Source organism: Methylothermus subterraneus (assembly GCF_054656915.1).
The window spans coordinates 1-25,371 of the sequence record NZ_BAAHXK010000001.1 but is presented as its reverse complement, the minus strand read 5'-3'; the positions used below and the strand labels follow the sequence as shown (position 1 = coordinate 25,371).

31 protein-coding genes and 1 pseudogene are annotated in these 25,371 nt (G+C 61.5%); 24 read left to right on the top strand and 8 right to left on the bottom strand.

Annotated features, from left to right (window positions below; all coding sequences use genetic code 11):
• Positions 1–4: 4 nt before the first annotated feature.
• Positions 5–1,117 carry a DNA-processing protein DprA gene (gene dprA / locus ACYQ3M_RS00160; protein WP_460034019.1) on the bottom strand — a complete coding sequence of 371 codons (1,113 nt, stop codon included), beginning with the start codon at positions 1,115–1,117 and terminating at the stop codon, positions 5–7.
• Between the two features lie 6 nt (positions 1,118–1,123).
• On the bottom strand, positions 1,124–2,161 hold the full coding sequence (locus ACYQ3M_RS00155; RefSeq protein ID WP_460034018.1) for a LysM peptidoglycan-binding domain-containing protein: 1,038 nt from the start codon (positions 2,159–2,161) through the stop codon (positions 1,124–1,126).
• A 123-nt stretch (positions 2,162–2,284) separates the two neighbouring features.
• Here ACYQ3M_RS00155 and def point away from each other — a divergent pair, with 123 nt between their 5' ends.
• The 22 genes from def to ACYQ3M_RS00045 all read left to right on the top strand — a co-directional run bounded on the left by def (position 2,285) and on the right by ACYQ3M_RS00045 (position 19,734).
• Positions 2,285–2,815 (top strand): peptide deformylase, encoded by a 531-nt coding sequence (gene def, locus ACYQ3M_RS00150; RefSeq protein WP_460034017.1) that lies wholly within the window; start codon positions 2,285–2,287, stop codon positions 2,813–2,815.
• Positions 2,816–2,818: 3 nt separating this feature from the next.
• Positions 2,819–3,742 carry a methionyl-tRNA formyltransferase gene (gene fmt, locus ACYQ3M_RS00145; RefSeq protein ID WP_460034016.1) on the top strand — a complete coding sequence of 308 codons (924 nt, stop codon included), beginning with the start codon at positions 2,819–2,821 and terminating at the stop codon, positions 3,740–3,742.
• A gap of 7 nt (positions 3,743–3,749) precedes the next feature.
• On the top strand, positions 3,750–5,030 hold the full coding sequence (gene rsmB, locus ACYQ3M_RS00140) for a 16S rRNA (cytosine(967)-C(5))-methyltransferase RsmB (RefSeq protein ID WP_460034015.1): 1,281 nt from the start codon (positions 3,750–3,752) through the stop codon (positions 5,028–5,030).
• Complete coding sequence (locus tag ACYQ3M_RS00135; protein WP_460034014.1) at positions 5,024–5,572, top strand: DUF4390 domain-containing protein; 549 nt, start codon at positions 5,024–5,026, stop codon at positions 5,570–5,572. The genes rsmB and ACYQ3M_RS00135 overlap by 7 nt, the downstream gene beginning before the upstream one ends.
• A complete protein-coding gene (locus ACYQ3M_RS00130; protein WP_460034013.1) occupies positions 5,569–7,761 on the top strand; it encodes a sensor histidine kinase in 2,193 nt (730 codons plus the stop codon). Before ACYQ3M_RS00135 ends, ACYQ3M_RS00130 begins: the two co-directional genes overlap by 4 nt.
• A complete protein-coding gene (locus ACYQ3M_RS00125) occupies positions 7,758–9,110 on the top strand; it encodes a sigma-54-dependent transcriptional regulator (RefSeq protein WP_460034012.1) in 1,353 nt (450 codons plus the stop codon). The genes ACYQ3M_RS00130 and ACYQ3M_RS00125 overlap by 4 nt, the downstream gene beginning before the upstream one ends.
• Complete coding sequence (trkA, locus tag ACYQ3M_RS00120; protein WP_460034011.1) at positions 9,111–10,478, top strand: Trk system potassium transporter TrkA; 1,368 nt, start codon at positions 9,111–9,113, stop codon at positions 10,476–10,478.
• A gap of 4 nt (positions 10,479–10,482) precedes the next feature.
• Entirely contained in the window at positions 10,483–11,937 is a 1,455-nt protein-coding gene (locus ACYQ3M_RS00115) for a TrkH family potassium uptake protein (protein ID WP_460034010.1), read from the top strand.
• A 7-nt stretch (positions 11,938–11,944) separates the two neighbouring features.
• Positions 11,945–12,562, top strand: a complete 618-nt coding sequence (locus ACYQ3M_RS00110) for a class I SAM-dependent methyltransferase (RefSeq protein WP_460034009.1) — start codon at positions 11,945–11,947, stop codon at positions 12,560–12,562.
• Positions 12,534–12,938, top strand: a complete 405-nt coding sequence (locus ACYQ3M_RS00105) for a rhodanese-like domain-containing protein (protein ID WP_460034008.1) — start codon at positions 12,534–12,536, stop codon at positions 12,936–12,938. The genes ACYQ3M_RS00110 and ACYQ3M_RS00105 overlap by 29 nt, the downstream gene beginning before the upstream one ends.
• Before the next feature lie 85 nt (positions 12,939–13,023).
• On the top strand, positions 13,024–13,617 hold the full coding sequence (gene hisB / locus ACYQ3M_RS00100; RefSeq protein ID WP_460034007.1) for an imidazoleglycerol-phosphate dehydratase HisB: 594 nt from the start codon (positions 13,024–13,026) through the stop codon (positions 13,615–13,617).
• A complete protein-coding gene (gene hisH, locus ACYQ3M_RS00095) occupies positions 13,614–14,249 on the top strand; it encodes an imidazole glycerol phosphate synthase subunit HisH (protein WP_460034006.1) in 636 nt (211 codons plus the stop codon). Before hisB ends, hisH begins: the two co-directional genes overlap by 4 nt.
• A gap of 10 nt (positions 14,250–14,259) precedes the next feature.
• Complete coding sequence (hisA, locus tag ACYQ3M_RS00090; protein ID WP_460034005.1) at positions 14,260–14,991, top strand: 1-(5-phosphoribosyl)-5-[(5-phosphoribosylamino)methylideneamino]imidazole-4-carboxamide isomerase; 732 nt, start codon at positions 14,260–14,262, stop codon at positions 14,989–14,991.
• Positions 14,991–15,749, top strand: a complete 759-nt coding sequence (gene hisF, locus ACYQ3M_RS00085) for an imidazole glycerol phosphate synthase subunit HisF (RefSeq protein ID WP_460034004.1) — start codon at positions 14,991–14,993, stop codon at positions 15,747–15,749. Before hisA ends, hisF begins: the two co-directional genes overlap by 1 nt.
• Positions 15,746–16,132: a phosphoribosyl-AMP cyclohydrolase gene (hisI, locus tag ACYQ3M_RS00080; protein WP_460034003.1), complete on the top strand. Its 387-nt coding sequence runs from the start codon at positions 15,746–15,748 to the stop codon at positions 16,130–16,132. The genes hisF and hisI overlap by 4 nt, the downstream gene beginning before the upstream one ends.
• Complete coding sequence (locus ACYQ3M_RS00075; RefSeq protein ID WP_460034002.1) at positions 16,122–16,454, top strand: phosphoribosyl-ATP diphosphatase; 333 nt, start codon at positions 16,122–16,124, stop codon at positions 16,452–16,454. Before hisI ends, ACYQ3M_RS00075 begins: the two co-directional genes overlap by 11 nt.
• A 28-nt stretch (positions 16,455–16,482) precedes the next feature.
• Positions 16,483–16,734: a twin-arginine translocase TatA/TatE family subunit gene (gene tatA, locus ACYQ3M_RS00070; protein WP_460034001.1), complete on the top strand. Its 252-nt coding sequence runs from the start codon at positions 16,483–16,485 to the stop codon at positions 16,732–16,734.
• Between the two features lie 2 nt (positions 16,735–16,736).
• Positions 16,737–17,057 (top strand): Sec-independent protein translocase protein TatB, encoded by a 321-nt coding sequence (tatB, locus tag ACYQ3M_RS00065; protein ID WP_460034000.1) that lies wholly within the window; start codon positions 16,737–16,739, stop codon positions 17,055–17,057.
• Entirely contained in the window at positions 17,041–17,784 is a 744-nt protein-coding gene (gene tatC / locus ACYQ3M_RS00060; RefSeq protein WP_460033999.1) for a twin-arginine translocase subunit TatC, read from the top strand. The genes tatB and tatC overlap by 17 nt, the downstream gene beginning before the upstream one ends.
• 11 nt (positions 17,785–17,795) lie before the next feature.
• Positions 17,796–18,215, top strand: a complete 420-nt coding sequence (gspG, locus tag ACYQ3M_RS00055) for a type II secretion system major pseudopilin GspG (protein ID WP_460033998.1) — start codon at positions 17,796–17,798, stop codon at positions 18,213–18,215.
• Complete coding sequence (locus tag ACYQ3M_RS00050) at positions 18,216–19,016, top strand: sulfite exporter TauE/SafE family protein (RefSeq protein WP_460033997.1); 801 nt, start codon at positions 18,216–18,218, stop codon at positions 19,014–19,016.
• A complete protein-coding gene (locus ACYQ3M_RS00045) occupies positions 19,006–19,734 on the top strand; it encodes a pteridine reductase (protein WP_460033996.1) in 729 nt (242 codons plus the stop codon). The genes ACYQ3M_RS00050 and ACYQ3M_RS00045 overlap by 11 nt, the downstream gene beginning before the upstream one ends.
• On the opposite strand, the gene folK is transcribed toward ACYQ3M_RS00045, so the two are convergent.
• On the bottom strand, positions 19,691–20,224 hold the full coding sequence (gene folK / locus ACYQ3M_RS00040; RefSeq protein WP_460033995.1) for a 2-amino-4-hydroxy-6-hydroxymethyldihydropteridine diphosphokinase: 534 nt from the start codon (positions 20,222–20,224) through the stop codon (positions 19,691–19,693). The two genes, ACYQ3M_RS00045 and folK, sit on opposite strands and share 44 nt — an antisense overlap.
• The gene (gene folB / locus ACYQ3M_RS00035) at positions 20,217–20,579 is read right to left on the bottom strand and encodes a dihydroneopterin aldolase (protein WP_460033994.1); all 363 of its coding nucleotides are present in this window, start codon (positions 20,577–20,579) and stop codon (positions 20,217–20,219) included. The genes folK and folB overlap by 8 nt, the downstream gene beginning before the upstream one ends.
• A gap of 66 nt (positions 20,580–20,645) precedes the next feature.
• Here folB and plsY point away from each other — a divergent pair, with 66 nt between their 5' ends.
• Positions 20,646–21,230: a glycerol-3-phosphate 1-O-acyltransferase PlsY gene (gene plsY / locus ACYQ3M_RS00030; protein WP_460033993.1), complete on the top strand. Its 585-nt coding sequence runs from the start codon at positions 20,646–20,648 to the stop codon at positions 21,228–21,230.
• Here plsY and tsaD read toward each other — a convergent pair.
• Positions 21,229–22,239, bottom strand: a pseudogene (gene tsaD / locus ACYQ3M_RS00025) (tRNA (adenosine(37)-N6)-threonylcarbamoyltransferase complex transferase subunit TsaD); the annotation flags it as partial. The gene plsY and the pseudogene tsaD overlap by 2 nt on opposite strands.
• A gap of 37 nt (positions 22,240–22,276) precedes the next feature.
• Here tsaD and argC point away from each other — a divergent pair.
• The gene (gene argC, locus ACYQ3M_RS00020) at positions 22,277–23,305 is read left to right on the top strand and encodes an N-acetyl-gamma-glutamyl-phosphate reductase (RefSeq protein WP_460033992.1); all 1,029 of its coding nucleotides are present in this window, start codon (positions 22,277–22,279) and stop codon (positions 23,303–23,305) included.
• Here the strand turns inward: argC and sodC are convergent.
• Genes sodC through ACYQ3M_RS00005 form a run of 3 tightly spaced genes read right to left on the bottom strand, consistent with a single transcriptional unit; the run spans position 23,302 to position 25,343 of the window.
• On the bottom strand, positions 23,302–23,823 hold the full coding sequence (gene sodC, locus ACYQ3M_RS00015) for a superoxide dismutase [Cu-Zn] SodC (protein WP_460033991.1): 522 nt from the start codon (positions 23,821–23,823) through the stop codon (positions 23,302–23,304). The two genes, argC and sodC, sit on opposite strands and share 4 nt — an antisense overlap.
• A gap of 57 nt (positions 23,824–23,880) precedes the next feature.
• On the bottom strand, positions 23,881–24,396 hold the full coding sequence (locus ACYQ3M_RS00010; RefSeq protein ID WP_460033990.1) for a phosphate-starvation-inducible PsiE family protein: 516 nt from the start codon (positions 24,394–24,396) through the stop codon (positions 23,881–23,883).
• Between the two features lie 35 nt (positions 24,397–24,431).
• Entirely contained in the window at positions 24,432–25,343 is a 912-nt protein-coding gene (locus ACYQ3M_RS00005; protein ID WP_460033989.1) for a methyl-accepting chemotaxis protein, read from the bottom strand.
• Positions 25,344–25,371: the final 28 nt, after the last annotated feature.

Genomic DNA, 25,371 nt, shown 5'->3' with positions numbered 1-25,371 from the left:
GAAATTATTTGATCCGTTGATAACTCCCGCCGGGGGCGGCGGCGATATACCCTTCCAGCTCCAACACCAGCAGCATAGAAGCCAGCTCCTGCGGAGGCAAGCCGGTGACCTCTACGAGCCGGTCCACCGGTGTGGGAACATAATCGATTTTACCTAATAAGTCGCGATAATCGTCACTAAGTTCACTGCTTGAAGGTTGCGCCGGCCACTCCGAACGGGGGGCCGGTGCGGTGCGGGACGGGATGAGGTTTAAGGCTTCCAAGACGTCTTCAATGGTTTCCACCAGTTTTGCCCCTTCCCGGATCAGCGCGTTGCATCCTTTGGCTTGGGGGTTGTGGATGGCGCCGGGAATCGCCATGACTTCGCGGCCTTGTTCCAAAGCAAACCGCGCGGTGATCAGCGAGCCGCTGCGCCGGGCCGCTTCCACGACCAGGGTGCCCAGCGCTAGCCCCGCGATGATCCGGTTGCGGCGGGGAAAATGCTGGGCACGCGCCGGCGTGCCTGGGAAAAATTCTGACACGAGCGCGCCGCTTCTCGCAATCTCCGCCGCCAGGTTTTGGTGCTGGGAGGGGTAAATCCGGTCCGGTCCGGTGCCGAGCACGGCGAGGGTTTGTCCGCCGCCGGCCAGCGCGCCTTGGTGGGCGGCGCTGTCGATTCCTACCGCCAGGCCGCTGGTAATCGCGATATCCAATTCCGCCAGGCTCTTGGCAAACGCAAAGGCGAGCTTGCGTCCGGCCTCGGTGGGATGGCGGCTGCCGACGATGGCCAGCTGCGCTCGTTGCAGCGCCTCGACTTGACCTTGGACGAACAGCACCGGGGGAGGCGAGGCGATGGCCTTAAGTTGCGGTGGATACCTGGGATCGGCGAGGGTCAAGACCTGGCAGTTGGGTTGCGTGCCCCAGGCCAGGGCGCGCTCGACCGATTTCCAGTTGGGGCGGCGCAGCGCTTCGATGACCGCCGCGCTCAGGCCGAGATCGCGCAGATACGAGGCCGGTTGGCAAAACAGTTCTTCAGGATCCACACCGGCCTCGATCAAAGCCTGAAACGTCTTTGGCCCCAGGCCGGGGGTTTGGGCCAGGGCGAGCCAATAGCGGAGCTTAGACGCTTTAGGAAGCAATTGGGTTTAAGGGCGCTTGACCTGATCGCCTAAATAAATCGGCGCGTTCGCCTCCATGACCAGGCCGTAGCTGACCCGCGCAAACGGACGGAAAATCAACACCAGGCCAGAGCGCTCGGCCGGCAAAGCGACCCATTCGGAAGCGGATGGGCCGACGGTATCGAGCACTTTGGCTCCGTGCCGCCAGATCTCTAGAACATGGCCCGGTTCAAGACCGTCGCGCAAGCCTCGGTCGATCACCACCACACTGTAGCGCCCGATCTGCGAAACCCCGTCCAGGAATTCGATGATATGCCCGGTTATGTCCCGGCTTGGCGGGTGCGGATGGTAATCCATGACCACGGCTTCTTCGGTGGCAGGAAGCAGGCGGTCGCCGACCAACACCTCGCGCACGCTCTTGGCGAGCGTGAAAGTGGCCGGATCGCCGGTTTGGGTCAAATAAACGTCGGCGACGTAAATTGCGTTGTAACCTAAGACTTCGTTGGTTTCCGGGTCTTTGAGGGCTTTGCCTTGGCGGAACACGGTGTAATTGGAGTCCCTTAATTTGCCGCCGCGGACGTAGATTTTATCGCCGCTGCCGCCGATGAGCCGGCGATTGGCCAAGCCGACGATATAGGGGGCGGACTCGATCTCTTCTTTGGTTACGACCTTTGGGGTGGTCAGAAATTGGCGTACCGCCTCGTAGGGGATGGTGGGAATGGGCTGCTGGATGGGGGTTTCCCGAATCTTGGGCGTCAGCTTTTCCAGCGCGGGTTGCTCGCCCCGCTTGAGGACCAGATAGGGCTGACCGTTTTGGTATTCTAAGATCAGCACGTCCCCAGGATAAATCCGGTTGGGGTTGTGGATGTGAGGGTTGGCTTTCCAGATTTTTGGCCACTGCCAGGGGTGTTTGAGGAAGCGGGCGGCGATGTCCCATAAGGTGTCGCCTTGGACGACGGTGTAGCGCTGCGGCGGATTCTGCGCCAAGGCGATTTCCTCGGCGCCCGCTTGAGGCGACTTGAAACCTAGAACCAAGGCAAGGCTTAAAACCCACAAGGCGTGCATGGTTGCGCTTTCTCCAGCGGTTTGCAACTTTTGCCAGTAAGAGGAGTCTTTTAAAAGCGTTCGTTCACAGTCTAGTTCAATTCGGCTAAAATGCCAGCCTAAATAGAAACTTAAGAGGCAAAGATGGCCTTATTAGAGATCCTCGAATTTCCAGACGAGCGGCTGCGGCGTAAGGCCAAACCGGTAGAGGCGGTGGATGCGGCGATCTTGCGTTTGGTGGACGATCTTTTCGAGACTATGTACGCCGCTCCCGGCATAGGTCTTGCAGCCACTCAAGTAAACGTGGCCAAGCGGGTCGTGGTGATCGATGTTTCCGAGACCAAAGACCAGCCCCTGTGCTTGATCAATCCCGAAATTTTAGCCCGCAGCGGGGTGGAAGAGCGCGAAGAGGGGTGTTTGTCGGTGCCCGGGGTGTTTGAAAAGGTTCGCCGGGCCGACAAGGTCAAGGTCAAAGCATTGGATCGCCGCGGCCGGGCGTTTGAGTTGGAGGCTGAAGGTTTGCTCGCCGTCTGCATCCAGCACGAGATCGACCATCTGGACGGCAAGTTGTTTGTAGATTACCTCTCGCCCCTCAAACGCCAGCGAATCCGCAAGAAGCTGAGCAAAGCTGCCCGTCAGGCTAAAGAAAAGTTGCTGGCGGTAGCGACGAGTTGATCCATGCGGATCGTATTCGCGGGCACGCCGGCGTTTGCCGTGCCCAGCCTCAAAGCGCTTTTGGCCGCGGGCCAAAAGGTGATCGCAGTGTACACCCAACCCGACCGTCCTGCCGGGCGGGGCCACCAACTCAAGCCCTGCCCGGTCAAGGAGGCGGCGTTAAGTTATGGGCTCGCTGTGAGGCAGCCGCCCACCTTGCGCAGCGCGCAGGTCATCGAAGAATTTTCCCGGCTCAAGCCGGACCTGCTGGTAGTCGCCGCTTACGGCCTGATTCTGCCTAAACCGCTGTTGACTATCCCCCCCCTCGGGGCGATCAACGTCCACGCCTCGCTGCTGCCGCGCTGGCGCGGCGCAGCTCCGATCCAACGCGCGATCTTGGCCGGCGATAAAGAAACCGGGGTGACGATCATGCAAATCGTGGAGAAGCTCGACGCCGGACCTATGCTGCTGCAAAAAGCTGTGCCCATCCTACCGCATGAGACCGCAGGCGCGCTTTGCGAGCGGCTAGCCCGGTTGGGGGCGGAGGCGCTGCTTGAGGCCCTCGCCGCCCTCGCCAAGGGCACGGTGGAATGGAAACCGCAGGACGAATCTCAAGCCACGTATGCCGACAAGATCGCTAAGGACGAAGCATACTTGGATTGGTCGCAGTCTGCCGGGCAGTTAGCGCGGAAAGTGCGAGCGTTCAATCCCTGGCCGGTGGCGTTTACCCAGTTTGGCGGTCAGCGGCTTAAAATCTGGCGCGCCGAAGCGGTCGAGTGTAGCGCGCATGAGGCCCCTGGCACCATCGTCCGCGCGAAAAAGACCTTGGAAGTCGCGACCGGCGAGGGGTGCCTGCGCTTGTTGGAAGTGCAGTTGCCAGGCGGCCGGATTATGGCCGCCGAGGCTTTCCTCAATGCTCATCGGTGTCAAGGCCTGTGCCTTGGATAATCTTGCCGTGAGCGGCGTTCGTCTGCGTGCTGCCGAGGTGGTGGGTCAGGTTCTGGCGGGTCGGTCCTTAACGGAAGCCTTGCCGGCGGCCTTGTGCCAGTTGCCGGTCAAAGAACACGCGTTCTGCAAGGCGTTGAGTTTTGGGACCTTGCGTTGGTATCACCGCCTCGAATTCCTCTTGCGCCAGCTTTGTGTTCGGCCGATCAAAGATCCAAAGATCCACGCCTTGGCCCTAGTCGGCTTGCACCAGCTCGCGTTCATGGCGGTCAAACCCCACGCGGCGGTAGCCGAGACGGTAGCGGCGGCCAAGCCGTGGGCCAGGCCGCTCATCAACGCTCTGCTGCGTGCTTACCAACGCCAGCGGGACGCGCTGGAGAAAGCCGCCGAGGCCGACTATGAGGCTTCGGTCAGTCACTCTGCGTGGCTTAGGCAAAGGATCGAGCAGGCCTGGCCGCGTCAAGCCGCGGCCGTTTTGGCGGCGAACCTGGCGCATCCGCCTTTTGCCGTGCGCGTCAATCTGGCGCGCGTCTCCCGTGCCGCTTATGCCCAGCGGTTGCTCGCCCAGGGTCTCAAGGCGCAGGAGGTGGCGGCGGTCGATTCGGCGTTGCGGTTGGATCGTCCGGTGCCGGTGGAGGAGTTGCCCGGTTTTGCCCAAGGCCTGGTCTCGGTGCAGGACGCCGCCGCCCAGTTGGCGGCCCCTTTGCTGGCGGTGCAGCCAGGGCAACGGGTGCTGGACGTGTGCGCTGCCCCAGGCGGCAAGACCTTGCACATTTTGGAAAGCTGCCCTGAGCTTGCGGAAGTGGTGGCGGTGGACGTTTCCCAAGAGCGCCTGCAAGGCGTGCGGGAAAATTTGGCCCGCGCGGGGGTAGCCGGCAAAGCGCGCTTGATCTGCGCGGACGCGCGCGATCCGTCCTGGTGGGATGGGAGGCATTTCGAGCGGATCTTGGTCGATGCGCCGTGCACGGCGAGCGGCGTCGTTCGCCGTCATCCCGACATCAAACTGCTGCGCCGCGAAAGCGACGTCGCCGCCCTGGCGGCGAGGCAGCGGGAGATCCTTAGCGCCGTCTGGCCGCTGCTCGCCCGCGGAGGGAGGTTGCTGTACGTCACCTGTTCGCTCCTGCCGGAAGAGAACGAGGCGCAAATTCGCGCTTTCCTTGCCGAGCATCCCGACGCCCGAGCTGTGCCGATCCACGCCGCCTGGGGCCAGGTTACCGGCTGGGGGCGGCAGATTCTTCCTGGGGAGCAGGACATGGACGGCTTTTTCTACGCCTGTTTGGAGAAATGCTAAGGCAGATTGTCGCCGCGCTGTTGGCCGTATGGGCGGCGCACTTGGCTGCTCGAGACGAAGGGTTTACCGTGCTCTATGCGCGTTTGCTGCGGCACAGCGATGCCTTTGCGCTGACGGCGAAGATTGCCTATCGTTTCAGCCCGGCGGTCATCGAGGCTCTAGAGTCTGGAATCCCGTTGACGCTGACGGTGAAAACGCGCATTCGCCGGCCGCGCTGGGGGTGGGATGCGACCGTGTGGCGGCGCGATCTGGATTTTCGCATTCAATACTATCCTCTGGCCAAGGTGTATCGGGTGATCGATGAGAGCAACGACTTCCAGCGCAGTTTTGCGCAGCTGGACGCAGCGCTGGAAGCGTTGGGAGACCTTAAGCAGGTCGCGCTGCCGGTGGCCGAGGATTGGCGTCCCGCTCGCGACTGCTATGCCGAGGTGTGGGTCAAACTCAACCTCGAGCGGCTGCCCTGGGCATTGCGCGTGCTAGCTTATTTTTCGCCCGCGTGGCGCCTGCGTTCGTCTCCTTACCGATGGCGACTGGTCGATTGAAATTGCCTTTGAGCGTGTTGGTGGTGGTCCTGTTTGGGATCCTCCTGGTTCCTTTGCACTTGATGAGCTCGGCCACTCAGGCCGCCTCCGAGCTGAGCCGCTGGTACTCGTGGCTGTTGGGGATCAACGTCTTGGGTGGGGCGCTGCTTTTGGGGTTGGTCGTCGCCAACGGCGTTTGGCTGGTGCGCCAGTTCCGCAAGCGCGCCGCCGGTTCCCGGTTGGCTTTGCGGATGGTGCTGTTGTTTGTGTTGTTGGCGCTCACGCCAGCCGCGATCGTGTTTTACTATTCCCTACAGTTCCTACACCGCAGCATCGACAGTTGGTTCGACGTGCAGATCGACCGGGCCATGGAGAGCTCCCTGGAACTGGGCAAGTCCGCTCTGGAGCAAAGGATGCGCGTGCTGCTGCAGCGCACCCGCGAGTTGGCGGTCGAATTGAACCGGGTTTCCAAGGCGCTGTTGCCGGTCGAACTGGACCGCTTGCGGGAGCAGAGCGAGGCGGCGGAGCTGACCTTGTTGACCCGCCAGGGGCGGATCGTCGCCACGAGCAGCGCGGGCGTCGGTTTGATTCTGCCGAGCCTGCCGGATCCCAGCTTGCTCGATCGGGCCGCAGAAGGCGGTTATGTGAGCCTGGATCCTGCGCCCACCCCTTGGGTTAAGGACGCCAAGGAAGCGGTATTGCAAGTGCGTGCGCTGGTGCCCCTCGAGCTGGACGAGCCGCTTTTTCTGCAAGCGCTTTATCAATTGCCGAAGCGCTTGAACGTGCTGGCGCAAACCGTGGAATCGGCGTATTCTCATTACCGGCAGATGGTCTACCTGCGCCGCTCGCTCAAATTCAGCTTTTCCTTGACCTTGGCTTTGATTCTCCAGGTCACGATGCTGGCGGCGACCTGGGCCGCTTTCTTGAGCATCCGCCGGATCGTGGCGCCGATCAAGATGCTCGTCCAAGGCACCCGCGCGGTGGCCCAAGGCAATCTGGACAAGCGTTTGCCGATTCTGCAAAAGGACGATATGGGGCTGTTGGTCGGCTCCTTCAACGCCATGACCGCGCGCCTGGCCCAAGCCCGCGACGAAGCCGAACGCTCCCGGCGCCAGGTGGAAGATCAACGCGCGTATTTAGAGACCGTGCTGTCGCATCTTTCCTCTGGGGTCTTGACCTTGAACGCGCAATTTCGCCTCAAGACCGCCAACCAGGCGGCTGAAGCCATTTTGGAAGTCGACTGCAGCCGGCTCCAGGACCGGCCGTTTAGAGAGCTGGCGGAAATCAACCCAGCCCTGGAAGGTTTGGTGCGCTTGATTCGTTCCCGGCTCGATGGCGCCGAAGGCGTCTGGCGGGAGGAGGTGACTTTGACCTGCGCGCAGGGGCAGAAAGTGTTGCTGTGCCGCGGCAGCCCCCTGACCGGCGTCGACGGCGAGCGCCACGGCGCGGTGTTGGTGTTCGACGACATCACCGCGCTGGTACAGGCGCAAAAGCACGCCGCCTGGAGCGAAATCGCCAGGCGGTTGGCGCACGAGATCAAGAACCCCTTGACCCCGATCCAACTTGCGGCCGAGCGGCTTTCGCATAAACTAAGACCGCAGTTGGACGAGCAAGGGGCGGCGGTGCTGGAACGCTCCACCCGGACCATCGTCCAACAAGTCGAGGCGCTCAAGGCGATGGTCAACGCCTTCTCCGAATACGCCCGGTTGCCGAAGATGCAGTTTCAGCCTTTGGAGCTTAATATACTGATCGATGAGGTGCTGGTCTTGTATCCGCCTTCGGCGGGAATCGAGTTCGAGCTTAGGCTGGCGCCGGATCTTCCTCAACTCAAGGCCGATCCGCTAAGGCTTAGGCAAGTGTTGCACAATTTGATCAAGAATTCTTTAGAGGCGGGGACTTCGCCGGTGCATATGAAAATCACCGCCCGCCGCTTGAGCGAACGAGGATTCGACGGCATCGAGCTCGCCCTTGAGGACGACGGTCCCGGGGTAGAGGCCGAGTGGGCCGATCAAATCTTTGATCCGTATGTGACCACCAAACCTAAGGGCACCGGGCTTGGGCTGGCGATCGTCCGGAAAATCATCGAAGAGCACGGCGGGACGATTTACCTGGATCGGCAATTTACCGGTGGGGCGCGGTTTGTGATTCGCTTGCCGATTGTCAACGCCTCGTCCTCAGTTTACCGAAACGAAGCGGTCAGCGAGTTATGAGTCGGACTAAGATTTTGATCGTCGACGACGAGCCGGATATTTGCGATCTGGTTCGAGAGATCCTCGAAGACGAAGGATTTTTAGTCGTCACTGCGAACTCGGGCGCTGAAGCCAGGCGCTGCTTTAAGGAGAGCCGGCCGGATTTGGTGTTGCTCGATATTTGGATGCCGGATACCGACGGCGTCAGCCTGCTTAAAGAGTGGGTGAGCGGAGGGGCCACGTGTCCGGTGATCATGATGTCCGGGCACGGCACGGTGGAGACGGCGGTGGAGGCGACGCGTCTTGGGGCGTTCGATTACTTGGAAAAGCCCCTGTCGATGGCCAAGCTGCTTGCCACCGTAGAGCGCGCCCTCGAGGCCGAGCGTTTGCGCAAACCTCTGGCGCGGGTCGGCGAGAAGCTCGAAATCGAGCCGGTCGGCAAAAGCCCGGCCATGGCGCGCCTGCGCGATCAAGTCAAGCGCCTGGCCCAGTACGATACGCGCGTTTTGTTCGTGGGCGAGCCGGGAAGCGGCAAGGAAACCCTCGCCCGCTATCTGCATAGGCACAGTCTGCGGCGCGAGGGGCCGTTCATCGCCGTGGGAGTGGGGACCATCGCGCCGGAATACTCGGCGGTGGAATTTTTCGGCAAGGAAGAGGGCGGCAAGATCCACCGCGGCCTGCTCGAGCAAGCGCACGGCGGCACGCTGTTTTTGGACGAAGTCGGGGACATGGACGAGGAGACCCAGCTGCGTTTGGTCAGCGCGCTGGAGTCCAAGGCGTTTCTTCGCGTGGGAGGCAGCGAACAGGTCAAGGTGGACGTGCGCGTTTTGTCCTCGACCCGGCGCAATCTGGAAGACGAGGTCAAGGCCGGACGGTTCCGCAAAGACCTGTTTTATCTTATCAACGAGGTGACCTTGGGCGTGCCGCCGCTGCGCCAGCACCCTGAGGACGTCCCCGAGCTTTTGAATTTCTACGTGGATCGCTTTGTCACCCAGGAGAAGCTCGCCTTTAGGCGCTTTCCGGTAGCGGTGCAAAATTTCTTGCGCAATTACGCCTGGCCCGGTAACATTCGCGAGCTGAAAAACTTGGTCCATCGCCTGTTGATCTTGGGCAGCGGCGAAGAAGTGGAATTGGAGGAAGTCAAGACCGCGCTAGGCGAGATCATCACCAAGGAAACGATCGAGGCGCCTGAGTTCTACGATCTGCCGCTTAAAGAGGCGCGCGAGCGGTTCGAAAAGGCTTATCTTGAATACCACCTAGACAAACACGGCGGCAACGTGGCGCGCCTGTCGCAGGCGATCGGCATGGAGCGCACGCATCTGTACCGCAAACTGCACTCGCTCGGGATCAAGTTCAAGGACAAGCGCTAAGTGAAAATCCTGGTTCTGGGCGCCGGCCGGGTTGGCACCAGCGTGGTCGCCAATCTGGCGCAGGAGAAGTACGACATCGTGGTGGTCGACACCAAACCCGATGTCTTGCGCGAGCTGATGGAGCGCTTCGATATCGCGACGGTGACCGGCAATGCCGCCCACCCCGTGATCTTAGATCAGGCCGGTGCGAGCGACGCGGATCTGATTTTGGCCGTGACCAGCGACGACGAGACCAACATGCTCGCCTGCCAGGTCGCGCACGTCTTGTTCAAGGTGCCTAAGAAAATCGCCCGCGTGCGCGCGATCGAGTACACCCAAAATCCCGAGTTGTTCGGTTCCGGGGGGTTGGCGGTGGATGTACTGATCAGCCCCGAGCAGATCATCTGCGAGTTCATCACCGGCTTGTTGGAATATCCCGGCGCTTCCCAGGTGTTGGATTTTGCCTCCGGCCGGGTGCGCTTGGTGTCGGTGCGCGCCGACCAAGGCGGCCCTTTGGTGATGCATCCGATCCGCGACCTGCACCGCCATATTCCCAAAGCGCACGCGCGCATCACCGCGATTTTCCGCAACGGCCAGCCCATCGTGCCGACCGGGGATCAGGTGATCGAGCCGGGGGATGAAGTCTACTTCATGGCGCCCAAGGAAGAGATCCGTGCGGTCATGAGCGAGCTGGGGCGTTTGGATCAGCCTTACCGCCGCCTGATGTTCGCCGGCGGCGGCCATATCGGCAAGCGCGTGGCCAGAGCCTTGGAGTCGCGTTTTCAGGTCAAATTAATCGAGAAAGACCCCCAGCGCGCGATCAAGTTGGTCACCGACCTGGAGCAAACGGTGGTGTTGGTGGGGGACGCTTCCGAGCGCGAGCTTTTGCTTAACGAGAACATAGAGAACATGGACGTGTTCTGCGCGATCACTAACGACGACGAGGTCAACATCTTGTCGGCGATGCTGGCCAAGAAGCTTGGGGCGCGGCGGGTGATCAGCCTCATCAATCGCCCCGCCTACGTCGATCTGGTGCAAGACCTGGTCGATTTGGTGATCTCTCCCGACCAGGTCACCATCAGCAGCCTGTTGCGCTATATCCGCCGCGGGAACGTGGTGCAGGTGCATTCCTTGCGGCGCGGCGCGGCCGAAGCGCTCGAGGCGGTGGTGCGCGGGTGCCCGGGGCGCTCCAAAGTCGTCGGGCGCACGATCGAACAGCTCAGATTGCCGGACGGGGTGGTGCCGGGCGTTCTGATCCGTGGCCGCGAGGTCATCCAGGTCCACCACGATACGCGGCTCGAAGACGGCGATCACATCGTGCTGTTTTTGCTCGACAAGAAACTGATCCCGCTGGTCGAAAACCTGTTCGAGGCCAAGGAGGCCGCCTGACTTGGTGACAGTCATCCAAGTGCGGATGATACTGCACATCGTCGGCGCGTTTTTTATGTTTTTCAGCTTGAGTTTCTTGCCGCCGTTGGGGGTCTCCTGGTATTTCGGCGACGGCCAGGAAGAGATCTTCTTGCTCGCCTTTGCCTTGGTGTTTTTGCTGGGTTGGGCGCTGTGGATGCCGGTGCGCGAAGTCCAGCAGGAGCTTAAAGTGCGCGATGGGTTTTTGGTCGTCAGCTGTTGTTGGATCGCGATCAGCTTGGCGGGGGCGGTGCCTTTGGTGCTCGCCAAGCAACCGGTGATGTCGTTTAGCGATGCGGTGTTCGAGTGCGTCTCCGGACTGACGACCACGGGGGCGACGGTGTTGGTCGGCTTGGACCATTTGCCTGCCTCGATCCTATATTACCGCCAGCAACTTCAATGGCTGGGGGGAATGGGGATCGTGGTGTTGGCGGTGGCGGTGCTCCCTTTGCTGCGCATTGGGGGAATGCAGCTGTATCGCGCCGAACTGCCCGGGCCGATGAAGGACGTCAAACTCACCCCGCGCATTGCCCAGACCGCCAAAGCCCTGTGGGCGGTTTACTTAGGAATCACGGCGGCGTGCGCGGTGAGTTATCACCTGGCTGGGATGAGTTGGTTTGATGCAATCTGCCACGCGTTTGCGACCATCTCTACGGGAGGATTTTCCACCCACGACGCCAGTTTTGGCTTTTTCAACAGCCCGCTGCTCGAAGGGCTGGCCGTGGGGTTCATGGCCATTTCGGGAATCAACTTCGCCGTCCACTTCGAAGCCCTGCGCCGCGGGCGGTTTGCGCTGTATTGGCGGGACTCCGAGGCGCGCACTTACGTCGGCTTGCTGGTGCTGTTTACGTTGATCGTGAGCGCAACGTTATGGCAAAACGGATTGCCGTTTAGGGAAAGCGTGCGCGAGGGCTTGTTCCAGACCGTTTCGTTCATGACCAGCACCGGCTTTACCACAGCCGATTACAGCCGGTGGCCGGCGTTTGTGCCGGTGCTGTTGCTCTTTAGCGTGTTTATCGGCGGTTGTGCCGGATCCACCGCCGGAGGGCTCAAAGTCATCCGGGTCTTACTCTTGTACAAGCAGGGCGTGCGCGAGATCTTGCGCCTGATCCATCCGCAGGCGGAGATTCCGGTAAAACTCGGCAAAACCCCGGTGTCGCCCCGCGTGGTGGAGGCGGTGTGGGGGTTTTTCTCCTTGTACGTGGCGGTATTTGCCGTCATCATGGTCTTGATGATGGTCGCCGGCCTCGATCAGGTGACGGCGTTTTCGGCCGTGGCTACGTGCATTAACAACTTGGGTCCCGGGTTGGGCGAGGTGACGGCGAATTTCGCATCCATGCCAACGGCGGTCAAGTGGCTGGCCAGCCTTGCCATGTTGCTCGGACGATTGGAAATCTTCACCCTCTTGGTCCTTTTCAGCCCGGCCTATTGGAAAAGCTAAAGATTTTATGAACTTAAAGGCCAAATGGGATCGGATCTACCAAGAGGCTACCGACGAACCGCCTCCGGCGCGCGTGCTGGTGGAAAACGCGCATCTTTTGCCAAGTTCAGGATGCGCGTTGGATCTGGCCTGCGGTCTGGGAAGCAACGCGCTGTTCTTGGCCGAACGGGGGTTTGAAGTGACCGCATGGGACCTTTCGGAGGTGGCGATCGAAAAGCTGCGCCGCCGCGCCTTGGGATGGAAGCTTAACGCACAGGCGGTCGATGTTACGGCCGTGCCTTGGCCCGAACAGGCGTTTGACGTGATCGTGGTAAGCCGGTTTTTGGTGCGCTCTTTGTGTTCTAAGATTGCGGCGGCGCTCAAGCCGGGCGGGCTGTTGTATTATCAAACTTTCGTACGCGCCAAGGCGGCTTCAAGCGGGCCTGAGAACCCGGCGTATCTTCTGGAAGAAAACGAACTGTTGCGGCTTTTTCCTGGTCTCATCGTGCGGGCCTTCCGCGACGAAGGGCGATGCGGCGATTTGGGGCAGGGTTTTCGCAACGAGGCGTATTTGGTGGGCGAGCGGCCGCAATTTCAGGTATATAAAGGAGGCGAATATGGCGGAATCCAAAGTTATCCACCTTAAGCCGCCTGAGGCTTGGAAGTTCCTGCAAGAACACCCCGAGGCGGTGTTGATCGACGTGCGCACCACCGCCGAACACCTGTTCGTGGGGCATCCTCTAGGCTGTATCTTGATCCCGTGGAAGGACGGTCTGCCTATGCAAGCTAACCCTAACTTCGTCGCTGCGGTCAAGGCGGCGGTACCCGATCCCAAAACCCCGATCTTGTTTTTATGCCGCAGCGGCCATCGTTCTCTGGAGGCGGCTGAGGCGATGGCGGCGGCAGGGTATGAGATCTTGATCAACATCGACGAAGGTTTTGAAGGCCCGTTGGATCCGAACAAGCACCGCAGCACCTTGGGCGGTTGGCGGTTCCATGGCCTGCCTTGGGAGCAAAGTTAAGCGGGCTTTTGCGCGGCAGAGGTTGCGATTAGGATAAGCACGGCGAGCGAATGGCTTGGGCCAAGTCCAATTCTAAGAAACGATCATGAGCGATTCTCGGCAGGCGCAGGTGGAGCGCTGTACCTTTGAAACCCAGATCACGGTGCGCGTCGATCTCGACGGCGCGGGCCAGGCGGTATTAAATACCGGCATTCCGTTTTTGGAGCACATGTTGGACCAGGTGGCCAAGCACGGCGGGCTGGATTTAGAAATCACCGCCCGCGGCGATCTGCACATCGACGCCCACCACACCGTGGAAGACATCGGCATCACCTTGGGCCAGGCGGTCGCCAACGCGGTGGGAGATCGGCGCGGCATCGCCCGTTTTGGTCATGCCTACGTGCCTTTGGACGAGGCGCTCTCGAGGGTGGTGGTGGACTTCTCCGGCCGCCCCGGCCTGGTGTATGAGGTGGAGTTCCCCCGCCCGCTGATCGGTAGCTTTGACGTGGACCTGATCCGCGAATTTTTCCAAGGCTTTGTCAACCACGCGCTGGTGACTTTGCACATCGATTGCCTGCGCGGGCGCAACGCCCATCACATCGCCGAGACCGTGTTTAAAGCTTTCGGTCGCAGCTTGCGTGCGGCTCTTAGTCGGGACGCCCAGGGCAGCGTCCCTTCGACCAAGGGGATGTTGGTATGAGCTGCGTTGCCGTAATCGATTACGGCATGGGCAATTTGCACTCCATCGCCAAGGCGCTAAAGTACGTTGCCTCCGCGGCGCGCGTTTTGGTCACCGCCGATCCCGAAGCGATCCTAGCCGCCGATCGGGTGGTGTTTCCTGGGGTTGGGGCGATTGCCGACTGCATGGCGGCGTTGCGCCAACGGCAATTGATCGAGGTGCTCCGGCAGGTGGCGCGGACGCGCCCGCTCTTGGGGATCTGCCTGGGACTTCAGGCCCTGCTGGAAGAGAGCGAGGAGGGAGGAGGGGTGCCCTGTCTTGGGATGTTGCCTGGCAGGGTGGTCCGGTTTCCACGGGGTTTAGACGCTCAGGGGCGGCCGCTGAAAATCCCCCATATGGGCTGGAACCGGGTCCAGCAACTTAGCCCCCATCCGTTGTGGGAGGGCATTCCGCAAGCCAGCTGGTTTTATTTCGTGCACAGCTACCTGGCCCGCCCCGAATCGGCGCAAGATGTCGCCGCAACGTGCGATTACGGCGGTCCCTTTGCCTGCGCGCTGGCGCGCGATAATCTGTTTGCCGTGCAGTTCCATCCGGAAAAAAGCCAACGGATGGGGCTGCGCCTGCTGTTTAACTTTTTGTCTTGGTCACCGTGAGAGAGAACCCATGTTGTTGATTCCCGCGATCGATTTGAAAGCCGGCAAGTGCGTGCGGCTGCGTCAAGGGCGGATGGAGGAAGAAATCGTGTTTTCCGACGATCCGGTGGCGACGGCCAGGCGCTGGGTGGAGCAGGGTGCCCGGCGCCTGCACGTGGTGGATCTCGATGGCGCCTTGGCCGGCCGACCCAAGAATGCGGAGGTGATCCGCGCCATCACCGCGGCGTTCCCCGAGGTGGAAGTGCAGGTGGGGGGAGGAATCCGCGACGCCGATACGATCCAGGAGTATCTGGACGCGGGGGTAAAATACGTGATCCTCGGCACCCAGGCGGTTACCGCGCCGCACTTCGTAGAGGACATGGCGCTGGAATTTCCAGGCCACATCTTGGTCGGCCTGGACGCTAAGGAAGGCAAAGTGGCCATCGACGGCTGGTCGAAGCTGTCCCGCCATGACGTGATCGACCTGGCCCGGCGGTTCGAAGACGAGGGGGTGGAAGCGATCATCTACACCGACATCAGCCGCGACGGCATGCTCGACGGCGTGAACGTGGAGGCGACCGCGCGCTTGGCCGAGGCCATTCACATCCCGGTGATCGCTTCCGGCGGAATCCGGAGTTTAGAGGATATCCGCGCCCTTGGGGAGATCGCCGACAAAGGCGTGATCGGCGCCATTACCGGTCGCGCCATCTACGAGGGAACGCTGGATTTCGCCCAAGGGCTCAAATTAGCCGAGCAGTACTGATGGGACTGGCCAAGCGCATTATTCCCTGTTTGGACGTGGATCGCGGGCGGGTGGTCAAAGGCGTGCGGTTTGTGGATATCCGCGACGCCGGCGATCCGGTGGCGATTGCCCGGCGCTACGACGAGGAGGGCGCGGACGAACTGGCGTTTTTGGACATCACCGCCAGCCACGAAGGCCGCGCGACCATGGTCCAGGTGGTGGAACAGGTGGCCGGCTGCGTGTTTATCCCGCTGACGGTGGGCGGGGGGATTCGAAGTTTAGACGACATCCGTCGGCTGCTCAACGCCGGCGCCGACAAGGTGGCGATCAACACCGCCGCGGTGGCGGAGCCGGAGTTCGTCCGCCAGGCGGCGCGCCGGTTCGGCTCGCAATGCATCGTGGTGGCGATCGACGCCAAGCGCGTAGGCCAAGGTTGGGAGGTCTTCACCCACGGCGGCAGAAAGCCGACCGGGATCGACGCGGTCGAGTGGGCGGCCAAGATGGAAGCTTTGGGCGCCGGTGAGATCCTCCTTACCAGCATGGACCGCGACGGCACCCGGGAAGGATTCGATCTTGCCTTGACGCGGGCGGTGAGCGCGCGCGTCACCATCCCGGTGATCGCCTCCGGGGGGGTGGGCAGTTTATCCCATCTTGCCGAAGGAATCCTGGAAGGTTGGGCGGATGCGGTGTTGGCGGCGAGCATTTTCCACTTCGGCGAGTATTCGATTAGGCAGGCCAAAGAGTATCTTTTAGGCTGCGGCATCGAGGTGCGGCTGTGAGCGGCTGGTTGGACGAGGTGCGCTGGAACGAAGAGGGGCTCGTGCCGGTCATCGCCCAAGAGGCAAGCACGGGCGAGGTGCTGATGCTGGCGTGGATGAACCGCGAGGCGCTGGCCTTGACCTTGCAAGAGGGCGAGGCGGTCTATTGGTCCAGGTCGCGCCGTAAGCTTTGGTGCAAGGGCGAGGTTTCCGGCCATCGTCAGCGCGTGTGCGAGATCCGCCTGGATTGCGACGGCGATGCGGTGTTGCTGAAAGTGATCCAGGAAGGCGGCGTCGCTTGCCACACCGGTCGGCGGGCTTGTTTTTATCGCCGCCTGGAGCGCGGGGGTTGGCAGACCGACTTGCCGGTGGTAAAGGACCCCGAGGCGATCTATGGCGTTTGAACCGGTGCTCGAGGAACTGGTCCAAGTGCTTAAGGCGCGCAGGCACGCCGATCCTAAAAGTTCTTATGTGGCTTCTTTGTACGCCAAGGGTTTGGATGCGATCTTAAAGAAGCTCGGCGAGGAGGCCACCGAAGTGGTGATCGCGGCCAAAAACGGCGAGCGCGGGCCTTTGATTCATGAAGCCGCCGATCTTTGGTTTCATACTTTGGTGTTGCTGGTGCATCAAGGGTTGGAGCTGGAGGAGGTGCTGGCCGAGCTCAAAGCGCGCTTTGGCCGCTCGGGTCTTGAGGAGAAGGCGGCGCGCCAGGGGCGGCAAGGGTAAAATGCCTGAGTTGGATTATGGAGGCGTTATGGGGATCAGTATTTGGCAGTTGTTGATCGTGCTGGTAATCGTACTGCTGTTGTTCGGCACCCGCAGGTTGCGGGATGTCGGCGCGGATTTGGGGGCAGCGATCAAAAGCTTTAAAAACGCGCTGGGCGAAGGGGAAACCGAAAGCCCGGTAAAGTCTAAAGAGCTTGCGCAGATCGAGGCGCAAGGCGGCACGGAGCGGCAGGTTGAGGAAAAACCGGAGCGTCCGCAGCGCCAGCCGTTGGAACCCTGACGATGTTCGACATTGGGTTCTGGGAATTGGTATTGGTCGGCATCGTCGCCTTGTTGGTGCTGGGGCCGGAGCGGTTGCCTGGGGCCGTGCGCACGACGGTGTTTGTGGTGCGCCGGGCGCGCAGCTTGGTGGCGCAGGTAAAAGCCGATATCGAACGCGAATTGGCTTTGGAAGAGGTTAAGGCGTCGTTGGAGCAAGGGGATTCCTTGAAGCACCTGCGGGACTTGGAGCAAAAGTTACGCCAGCCGCTGATTCCGCCGCAAACTGTAGAGCAAGCAGGCGCTCAGCCTAAGGCTGCCGTTGTCGATGACGATTCCGCCTGAGTCCGAGTTGGGTCCTGAGCAGCCCATCATCGCCCACCTGATCGAGCTGCGCAGCCGCCTGCTCAAGGTCGTCGCGGTGGTGCTGTTGGCGTTTTTGGGCCTGGCTCCGTTCGCCGACCGGCTCTATACCTATTTGGCCGGTCCTCTGCTCAAGCATTTGCCCGAAGGCGGCCGGATGATCGCGATCGACGTGGCCTCGCCGTTTTTGACCCCGTTTAAGCTCGCCTTGGTGGTCGCGATCTTCGGCACCATGCCGTTTACGCTGTATCAGGTCTGGGCGTTTGTCGCGCCGGGGCTGTACCGCCACGAAAAACGCCTGCTTTTGCCCTTGTTGGCGGCGAGTACGGTTTTGTTCTATCTTGGGGGCGCGTTTGCGTATTTGGTGGTTTTGCCTTTGGTCTTTCAGTTCATGACCGCCACCGCGCCCCAAGGGGTGGCGGTGATGACCGACATCAGCCGCTATTTGGATTTCATCCTGACGCTGTTTTTTGCCTTCGGCGTGGCCTTCGAAGTCCCGATCGCCACCATCTTGCTGGTTTGGAGCGGAATCACCACCCGCGCCGCGCTTGCCGCCAAGCGTCCCTATGTGATCGTGGCGGCGTTTGTGATCGGAATGGTGTTGACGCCGCCGGATGTGATCTCCCAGACGCTGCTCGCGGTGCCGATGTGGTTTTTGTACGAACTTGGGCTGTTGTTTTGCCGTCCTTTTGAGCGCAGTACCATTTAGGAGAAGAGTCGATGCCAAAACGTGCTTTGGGATTTACCCTGATCGAGTTGCTGATCGTGCTTGCCATTTTGGGCATGCTCGCGGCCTTGGTCGGCCCCAGGCTGATAAACGCCTTAGGTCAAGGCCAGATCAAGACCACCAAATCGCAAATCGAGATGCTCGCCACTGCGTTAGACAATTTCCGCCTCGACAACGGCCGCTATCCTACCCAAGAGGAGGGTCTTCAGGCTTTGCTTAGCCCGCCGGAGGGTCTTCCCAACTGGAACGGCCCGTATTTGCGTAAGAAAGAACTGCCCAAGGACGCTTGGGGGTTCCCCTTCCACTACGAGATCCCGCCCCGGCGCGGCGGGATGGATTATGACCTGTATTCCCTAGGCGCCGACAACGCCGAGGGAGGCGAGGGAGAAAACGCCGACATCGGGAATTGGTGAGTGGGGTCGCTTTGGCAACTGCCCCTATACGGCGCGGCGGGGGCGTTGGCGGGCCTGGTGGCCGGGTTGTTCGGCTTGGGCGGCGGGGTCGTGTTGGTACCCGCGCTGTTGTTCCTGTACGCTTGGCAGGGGTTTCCGCCCGAATCTATCCCGGTGGCGGCGGTGGCTACCTCGCTGGCGACCGTTGCAGTCACGGCGGCCGCTTCGGCGTGGGCCCACCACAAGCTGGGATCGCTGGATTGGCAGGCGGTTTGGCGCCTGGCCCCGGGCGTCGTCTTAGGCTCGGGCGGCGGCGCCTGGTTGGCCGAACGCTTGCCGGGCGGTTGGCTTAAAACCCTGTTTGCGACGTATCTTTTGGCAGTTGCGGCGCAGATGGTCCGGGGCTTTCCACCGCCAGCCGGTCAGGCGCCGCCTAGGCTTTGGGTTTACGGCGGGGCCGGGAGCCTCATAGGCGCGCTTTCGGCCATGCTTGGGATCGGGGGAGGCACCTTGACGGTGCCGTTTCTGCTCTGGAGCGGCTTTCCTATCCGGAGGGCGGTGGCGGTCGCGAGCGCTTTGGGGGTGCCTATCGCTTTAGCGGGGACCTTAAGCTACGCGCTTTTGGGGCTAAATGCGCCAAGTCTTCCTCCCGGCAGTCTTGGCTACGTGTACCTGCCGGCTTTTTCGGCCATATCCGCCGCCAGCTTGGTGACGGCTCCCATGGGAGCAAGATTAGCTCACCGCTTGCCGAGCGAAGTGCTAAAGCGCCTGTTCGCCTTGAGTTTGGCGTTGATCGGGTTAAAGCTTTGGTATGGCCATTAAAGTCGCTTTGATCACCGGCGGGGTCGTGCGGATCGGCGCCGCCATCGCCGAGGTTCTGCACCGCGAAGGGTTCAATTTGGTCCTGCACTACCTAAGCTCCGAGCGCGCAGCGGTTGCTCTCAAAACCCGCCTGGAAGCCGAGCGGCCGGATTCGGTGCGCCTGGTCGCGGCGGATTTGCGGCAGGTGAGCGCGCTGGCAAGACTGGTGAAGGAAGCCGCGGCCGTTTGGGGAAGGCTGGATGCGTTGGTCAACAACGCCTCGCGGTTTTATCCCACGCCTTTGGAGGAGGCGACCGAAGAGCACTGGGAGGAATTGCTCGATCTCAACCTCAAAGCGCCGTTTTTTCTGTCCCAGGCGGCCTTCCCTGAACTCAAGCGCCGCGGGGGCGCGATCGTGAATCTCATCGACGTCTATGCCTATCGCCCAAGGTTAAGTTATCCCATCTACAGCGTATCCAAGGCGGGTTTGCTCGCCCTGACGCAGGCGCTGGCCAAAGAAATGGCGCCGGAAGTGCGGGTCAACGGGGTGGCACCGGGGGCGATTTTGTGGCCCAAGACCCCGCTGCCTGAGGCAGAGAGACGAGCCTTGCTAGATACCATCCCGCTACGCCGCCTGGGTCAACCCGAGGACATCGCCAAAGCGGTCAAATACCTGCTCTGCGACGCTCCTTACGTTACCGGCCAGGTGCTGGCGGTGGACGGCGGCCGTAGCCTATGAGCGCAAGCGGGAGGCGCGTTTGCCGAACCTTGCGGCGATCGAAGCGCTGCCAAAGCGCCTGATAGGTTTCGCCGGATAAAGGATGGCGTAAGTTGGGGGCGATCTCGGCCAAAGGTTCGAGGACGAAAGCGTAGCGCAAAATATCCTCCCGGGGCAGCACGATCCGGCCTTGGGAATCTTGAATCACCTCCTCGCCGTAGAGGATCAGATCCAAGTCCAAGGTGCGCGAGGCGAACTTGCGGCTTTCGGGGCCGCGGCCGTGGCGGCGTTCGATCGCCTTAAGCCGGCTTAAGACCTGTTCTACCGTAAGCTCGGTGTCGAATCCCACCACCAGGTTGTAGAACGGCGGCCCTTCAAAGCCTTCGGCCTCGCTTTCGTAAAGGCTGGAGACGGAAAGCTCGCCAAAGCTTTCTTCGAGCTCGGCCAGAGCCTCTCGAATGTGGCGTTCGCGTTCTAAGTTGCTGCCGATGCTGACGAAGGCTCTAACCACGGGGAAGCTCGCCGCGCTCGATGATCACCCCCACGTCGCTGGCGCCGGAGATGGCGCCTTTTTTGTTAAGGCTTAGGCGAACCCAAGGGACCGAAAATTCCTCGAGCACGATCTGGGCGATGCGTTCGGCTAGGGTTTCCACAAGGTAAAACTCGCTCTTTTCCACGAACCCGATCAGCCGTTTGGCCACCGCCTTATAATCGATGGTGTGTTGGATATCGTCGGTGGCGGCTGCGCGGCGGATGTCGGTGGCCATCTCCAGGTCCAAGATCACGGTCTGCTTGATCTGCCGTTCCCATTCGTAGATGCCGATGGTCGTCTCGATCTCTAAGCCACGCAAGAATATAATGTCCATGGATCGCCTTGGATTGCGAAGTTGACGGGCCGATTAGGGTGACACACAGACGAGGGAGAAGGCAAGGTGGGGTTTTGGTTGTGGGTGCCTGCGGGGTATCTTTTGGGTTCGATCTCCAGCGCGGTGATCGTGTGCCGCTTGTGGGGCTTGCCTGACCCGCGCACCGCAGGCTCGGGCAATCCGGGCGCCACCAACGTGCTCCGGATGGGCAGCAAGCCGGCCGCCGCTTTGACCTTGCTCGGGGACGTGCTCAAAGGCTTTTTGCCGGTGGCGTTGGCGCGCGGTTTGGGAGCCGAACCCGGCGTCGTTGCTGCCGCAGGCCTGGCCGCGTTTTTAGGGCACCTTTATCCGGTGTTCTTCGGTTTCCGAGGGGGGAAAGGCGTGGCCACCGCGCTCGGGGTGCTGAGCGGGATTCACTGGGGGCTGGGCCTAATGTTGGCGGGCACCTGGCTCGCCGTGGCCAAACTTTCCAAGATTTCTTCGCTGTCGGCGCTCACCGCCGCGGCGCTGGCGCCTTTGTACGCGCACTGGCTCTTGCGTACCCCGGCGATTACCGCGGTGGCGGCGGTCATGGCCGGCTGGCTGATCGTTCGCCACCGCGACAACATCCGCCGCTTGCTGCGCGGCGAGGAAGACCGCATCCGAGGTTGATCGGCGGCAGTTCTTCCAGCGGCCAGCGGGCTTGGGCCCGGATCTCGTGTCCCTCGCGCTGCCCGGCAAGCAGGCGCAGGCAGCCGCAAAAAGCGATCATCGCGCCGTTGTCGGTGCAAAACTCCGGGCGCGGGAGGAACAGCCGGGCGCCTTCTTGCTCTGCCACCTGCGCCAGACGCTCCCTCAAAGTGCGGTTGGCGCATACTCCGCCGGCGGCCACCAGCCGCTTCAGGCCGGTATGGCGCAGCGCCCGGCGGACTTTGATCGCAAGCGTGTCGACCACCGCTTCTTGAAACGCGTAAGCGAGGTCGGCCAGGTCCTGCGTGTCGCCCGAAGCCTGGGCCAGGGTATACCTTGCCTGAGTCTTGAGGCCGCTGAAGCTAAAGTCCAGGCCGGGCCGGTCGGTCATGGGGCGGGGGAAATGGAAGCGGCCGGGGCGTCCTTGGGCGGCCAGGCGCTCAAGCTCTGGCCCGCCTGGATACTTAAGCCCCAGCATTTTGGCGACCTTGTCGAAAGCCTCCCCGACCGCATCGTCGATCGATTCCCCGAGGACGCGGTAAACCCCTAAATCTTCGACTTGGATCAGCAGCGTGTGCCCGCCCGAAACCAGCAAGGCCAAAAACGGCGGCGCAAGCTCTGGGCGCTCCAAGAGCGGGGCCAATAGGTGGCCTTCGAGGTGGTGGACCGCTACCGCTGGTACCTTAAGGGCCACAGCCAGGCTGTGGCCGACCGCCGCACCCACCAGCAAGGCGCCGATCAGTCCGGGGCCGGCGGTGTAGGCTACCCCGTCTAGGTCGGCTACGCTCAAGGCCGCTTCGGCCAAGGTTTGGCGGATCAGCGGCGTGAGGGCGCGGATATGGTCGCGCGCGGCGATCTCCGGCACGACCCCGCCGTAAGGCGCGTGCAGCTTGACCTGGCTGTATAGGCGATGGGCGAGCAGACCGTGCTCTGAATGGTAGACGGCAACGCCCGTCTCGTCGCAAGAGGTTTCGATACCAAGAACGTACATTGGCGTAAAATTATAGCTTTTAAAAGCGGGGAAAACGATGATCAAAGCGGCAGTGGTCGGCGGCAGCGGCTATGCCGGGGTGGAGCTGCTGCGCCTGTTGGCGCGCCATCCCGAGGTGGAACTGGCGGTGGCGACCTCGCGCAGCGAGGCGGGCAGGCCGGTGGCTGAAGTCTATCCCAACCTGCGCGGGGTGGTGGATTTGCGCTTGCAAGCGCCCGACGTCTCAGCCTTGGCGGCGTGCGATGTAATCTTTTTCGCCACCCCCAATGGGGTAGCGATGCAGTACGCTAAAGACTTGCTCGCGCGCGGGAAGATAGTGATCGACTTGGCCGCCGATTTTCGCCTGCGCGATCCTAAGCTCTGGGAGCGCTGGTACGGCCAGCCGCACGCCTGCCCCGAGCTGCTCGGCGAAGCCGTTTATGGCCTGCCTGAAATCCATCGCGAAAAGATTAAAGGCGCGCGCCTGATCGCCTGTCCCGGCTGCTACCCCACTGCGGTGCAGCTTGGCTTTTGGCCGCTTTTGGCAAGCGGCGTGGTCGAGCCGGAATTTTTGATCGCCGACTGCAAATCCGGCGTCTCCGGCGCCGGACGCAAGGCCGAGGTTTCCCTGCTGCTGGCCGAGGCCGGCGAAAGCTTCAAAGCGTATGCGGTCCCCGGCCACCGCCATCATCCCGAAATCTGCCAAGGGCTTGAGGAACTGGTGGGAAAGCCGGTCGGGCTGACCTTCGTCCCGCATCTTACACCGATGATCCGCGGCCTCCACGCGACCCTATATGCGCGCTTGCGCTGCGAGGCGGATCTTCAGGCGCTGTTTGCGTCCTATTACGCTGCTGAACCTTTCGTCGAGGTTTTGCCGCCCGGCTCCCACCCGGCCACCTCCCAAGTGCGCGGCTCCAACCGCTGCCACATCGCCGTACACCGCCCGGGAGGCGGGGATACGGTGGTGGTGCTGGCGGTGATCGACAACCTGGTCAAAGGCGCCGCCGGCCAGGCGGTGCAAAACATGAACCTGGCCTTAGGTCTCCCAGAGACTGCCGGCTTGGATGGGATCGCGCTGTATCCTTAAGGGAGGGCTCCGCACGCGATCCTGGCCCCGCCGCCACCTAGGGGCGCGGGATGGTCGGAGTAATTGTCCCCGCCGGCGTGGACGATCAAGGCCCGGCCTTTGAGGTCGGAGAGCTTGAGGCGCGGCGCCAACACCGGCAACGCGGCCTTGCCGTCGGCGTCCACGTAGAGCGGGGGGAGATCGCCCAAATGGCCATTTTCCCAGGGCGCGGCGTGGCGGTTGGTTCCCTTAGGATCGTAATGCCCTCCCGCCGCCAGCGCGGCGACCTGTTTGCCGTCCTTTTCCTGCGGCCTGCAGTCTGGATGCTGGTGGAGGTGGAAGCCGTGCAGCCCGGGAGGGAGGCCGCTCAAATCGGGGGTAAAAACCAAGCCGTATTTGGATTCGGAGACGGTGATCTGGCCTAGCGGAGCGCCGATGCCGTGTTCGGTCACGCGGTGCATGGGTACCTTGAGCTCGGCGCTGCTTGTAGCTTGCATTGCGCTTAGCAATGCTAAGCCTATGACTGATTTGAGGTACATTGCTTGCTCCTTAATGGTCTAGGAAGAGGTGACTCTAACATACTGCTTTTTTAAGCATCACTGTTTGCGCAGCAGCCAATAGACCACGCCTAAGGCCAAGATCGAGGCGGCCAGCGCAGCGAGCAAGGCCGGCGAGGTGCGCTCGAAATCGAGGATGATCAATTTGCGCGCGATCGCCAGCAGCGCGATCAGGATCACGGTGTTGACGCGGATGATGCCTTCGGCGCGCACAGTCACTTTGATGATCGAGTGTTTGAACTCGAGAGTGATGAGCACCGCCATAATCGCCCCGAACAGGCGTTGGAAGGTGGTGTGCTCAAAAGGGTCCAGCCGCCCGAGGATCAAGCCGGTGAAGACCTCGTGCACGAGGGCAAACAAGGCATAGACGATCACCACCGAGATGACCATCGTCACGAGGATGCTGACCACTTGCTCGAAGCGGTCATAGAAGCTCAAAAGCTTCCAAACCTGAGGGTGGGTATCGAAAAAAAACTGGGAAAAGCCCAACTTTTCCGGTTGCGATGGTTCCAAATTCGGTTCGATCTTGTCTAACGAAGGGTCGGTTCTGGCCATAGTCGATAGTGTAACCTGAACGGCGCTGAGTTTGCTTAAGTCTGAAACTGCGCCACCTTAGACTCCAGATCGGCGGCGATGGCTTCGAGGCGGCGGCTGGCGTCTAAGACTTGCCCCATTTGGGCGGCCACTTCCTTAGCGCCCTGGTGGATCTCAGCGACGTTGGTATCGATGTGGCTGCTTACCGTGCTTTGCTCTTCGACCGCAGCGGCGATTTGGGTGTTGAGTTCCTTGATCGTAGCGATGGCTTCTAGAATTTTTTCCAAAGCCCCCGCGGTGGCCTCGGTCGCGTGGACGCTTTCTTGAGCTTTGCGCCGGCTTTGTTCGATGCGCGTCACGCAGGCGTGGGATCGGCCTTGGAGCTCGTCGATGGTGGTCTGGATTTGGGCGATGGATTGCTGAGTGCGGTTGGCCAAAGTGCGCACTTCCTCGGCGACCACCGCAAACCCGCGCCCGTACTCCCCAGCGCGAGCGGCTTCGATGGCGGCGTTGAGGGCCAATAAGTTGGTCTGATCGGCAATATCGCGGATAATCTCCAGTACTTTGCCTATGCTTTGGCTGCCGCTTTCTAAGCGCTCGAGTTCCTGCGCGACCAGTTCGATTTCCGCCGCGAGCTCGCGGATTTTATCGCGCGCGTCCAGCACCACGCTGCGGCCCTGCTCGGCTTGGGTGTCGGTTTGCAGCGCTTGCTCGGCGGCCGCGCTGCAGCTTCGGGCGACTTCGTGAATGGCCGCGCTCATCTGCCTCATGGTGACGGTCGCCTGTTCGGTCGCGTGGTTCTGCTTGGCGGCGAGGGTTTCGGTCTGCTGAGCGATCCTGGCCATCGCCGCGGCGGCTTGGTTAAGTTCCTGCGCCGACTGCTTGACCTGCCCGAGGAGTTGGCGGATCGTGCTGGCGAAGCGCTCGAGCTGGCGGCTAAAGACCGCGATTTCATCTTCCCCGCTCACGCTCAGATTCAGTTAAGGATTTGCCGCC

What these genes read in the sequence shown, in the direction of transcription:
- ACYQ3M_RS00155 (WP_460034018.1), bottom strand. Translation starts at nt 2,161, where the DNA reads ATGCACGCCTTGTGGGTTTTAAGCCTTGCCTTGGTTCTAGGTTTCAAG.
- def (WP_460034017.1), top strand. Translation starts at nt 2,285, where the DNA reads ATGGCCTTATTAGAGATCCTCGAATTTCCAGACGAGCGGCTGCGGCGT.
- fmt (WP_460034016.1), top strand. Translation starts at nt 2,819, where the DNA reads ATGCGGATCGTATTCGCGGGCACGCCGGCGTTTGCCGTGCCCAGCCTC.
- ACYQ3M_RS00135 (WP_460034014.1), top strand. Translation starts at nt 5,024, where the DNA reads ATGCTAAGGCAGATTGTCGCCGCGCTGTTGGCCGTATGGGCGGCGCAC.
- ACYQ3M_RS00125 (WP_460034012.1), top strand. Translation starts at nt 7,758, where the DNA reads ATGAGTCGGACTAAGATTTTGATCGTCGACGACGAGCCGGATATTTGC.
- ACYQ3M_RS00110 (WP_460034009.1), top strand. Translation starts at nt 11,945, where the DNA reads ATGAACTTAAAGGCCAAATGGGATCGGATCTACCAAGAGGCTACCGAC.
- ACYQ3M_RS00105 (WP_460034008.1), top strand. Translation starts at nt 12,534, where the DNA reads ATGGCGGAATCCAAAGTTATCCACCTTAAGCCGCCTGAGGCTTGGAAG.
- hisB (WP_460034007.1), top strand. Translation starts at nt 13,024, where the DNA reads ATGAGCGATTCTCGGCAGGCGCAGGTGGAGCGCTGTACCTTTGAAACC.
- hisH (WP_460034006.1), top strand. Translation starts at nt 13,614, where the DNA reads ATGAGCTGCGTTGCCGTAATCGATTACGGCATGGGCAATTTGCACTCC.
- hisA (WP_460034005.1), top strand. Translation starts at nt 14,260, where the DNA reads ATGTTGTTGATTCCCGCGATCGATTTGAAAGCCGGCAAGTGCGTGCGG.
- hisF (WP_460034004.1), top strand. Translation starts at nt 14,991, where the DNA reads ATGGGACTGGCCAAGCGCATTATTCCCTGTTTGGACGTGGATCGCGGG.
- ACYQ3M_RS00075 (WP_460034002.1), top strand. Translation starts at nt 16,122, where the DNA reads ATGGCGTTTGAACCGGTGCTCGAGGAACTGGTCCAAGTGCTTAAGGCG.
- tatA (WP_460034001.1), top strand. Translation starts at nt 16,483, where the DNA reads ATGGGGATCAGTATTTGGCAGTTGTTGATCGTGCTGGTAATCGTACTG.
- tatB (WP_460034000.1), top strand. Translation starts at nt 16,737, where the DNA reads ATGTTCGACATTGGGTTCTGGGAATTGGTATTGGTCGGCATCGTCGCC.
- tatC (WP_460033999.1), top strand. Translation starts at nt 17,041, where the DNA reads ATGACGATTCCGCCTGAGTCCGAGTTGGGTCCTGAGCAGCCCATCATC.
- gspG (WP_460033998.1), top strand. Translation starts at nt 17,796, where the DNA reads ATGCCAAAACGTGCTTTGGGATTTACCCTGATCGAGTTGCTGATCGTG.
- ACYQ3M_RS00045 (WP_460033996.1), top strand. Translation starts at nt 19,006, where the DNA reads ATGGCCATTAAAGTCGCTTTGATCACCGGCGGGGTCGTGCGGATCGGC.
- folB (WP_460033994.1), bottom strand. Translation starts at nt 20,579, where the DNA reads ATGGACATTATATTCTTGCGTGGCTTAGAGATCGAGACGACCATCGGC.
- argC (WP_460033992.1), top strand. Translation starts at nt 22,277, where the DNA reads ATGATCAAAGCGGCAGTGGTCGGCGGCAGCGGCTATGCCGGGGTGGAG.
- sodC (WP_460033991.1), bottom strand. Translation starts at nt 23,823, where the DNA reads ATGTACCTCAAATCAGTCATAGGCTTAGCATTGCTAAGCGCAATGCAA.
- ACYQ3M_RS00010 (WP_460033990.1), bottom strand. Translation starts at nt 24,396, where the DNA reads ATGGCCAGAACCGACCCTTCGTTAGACAAGATCGAACCGAATTTGGAA.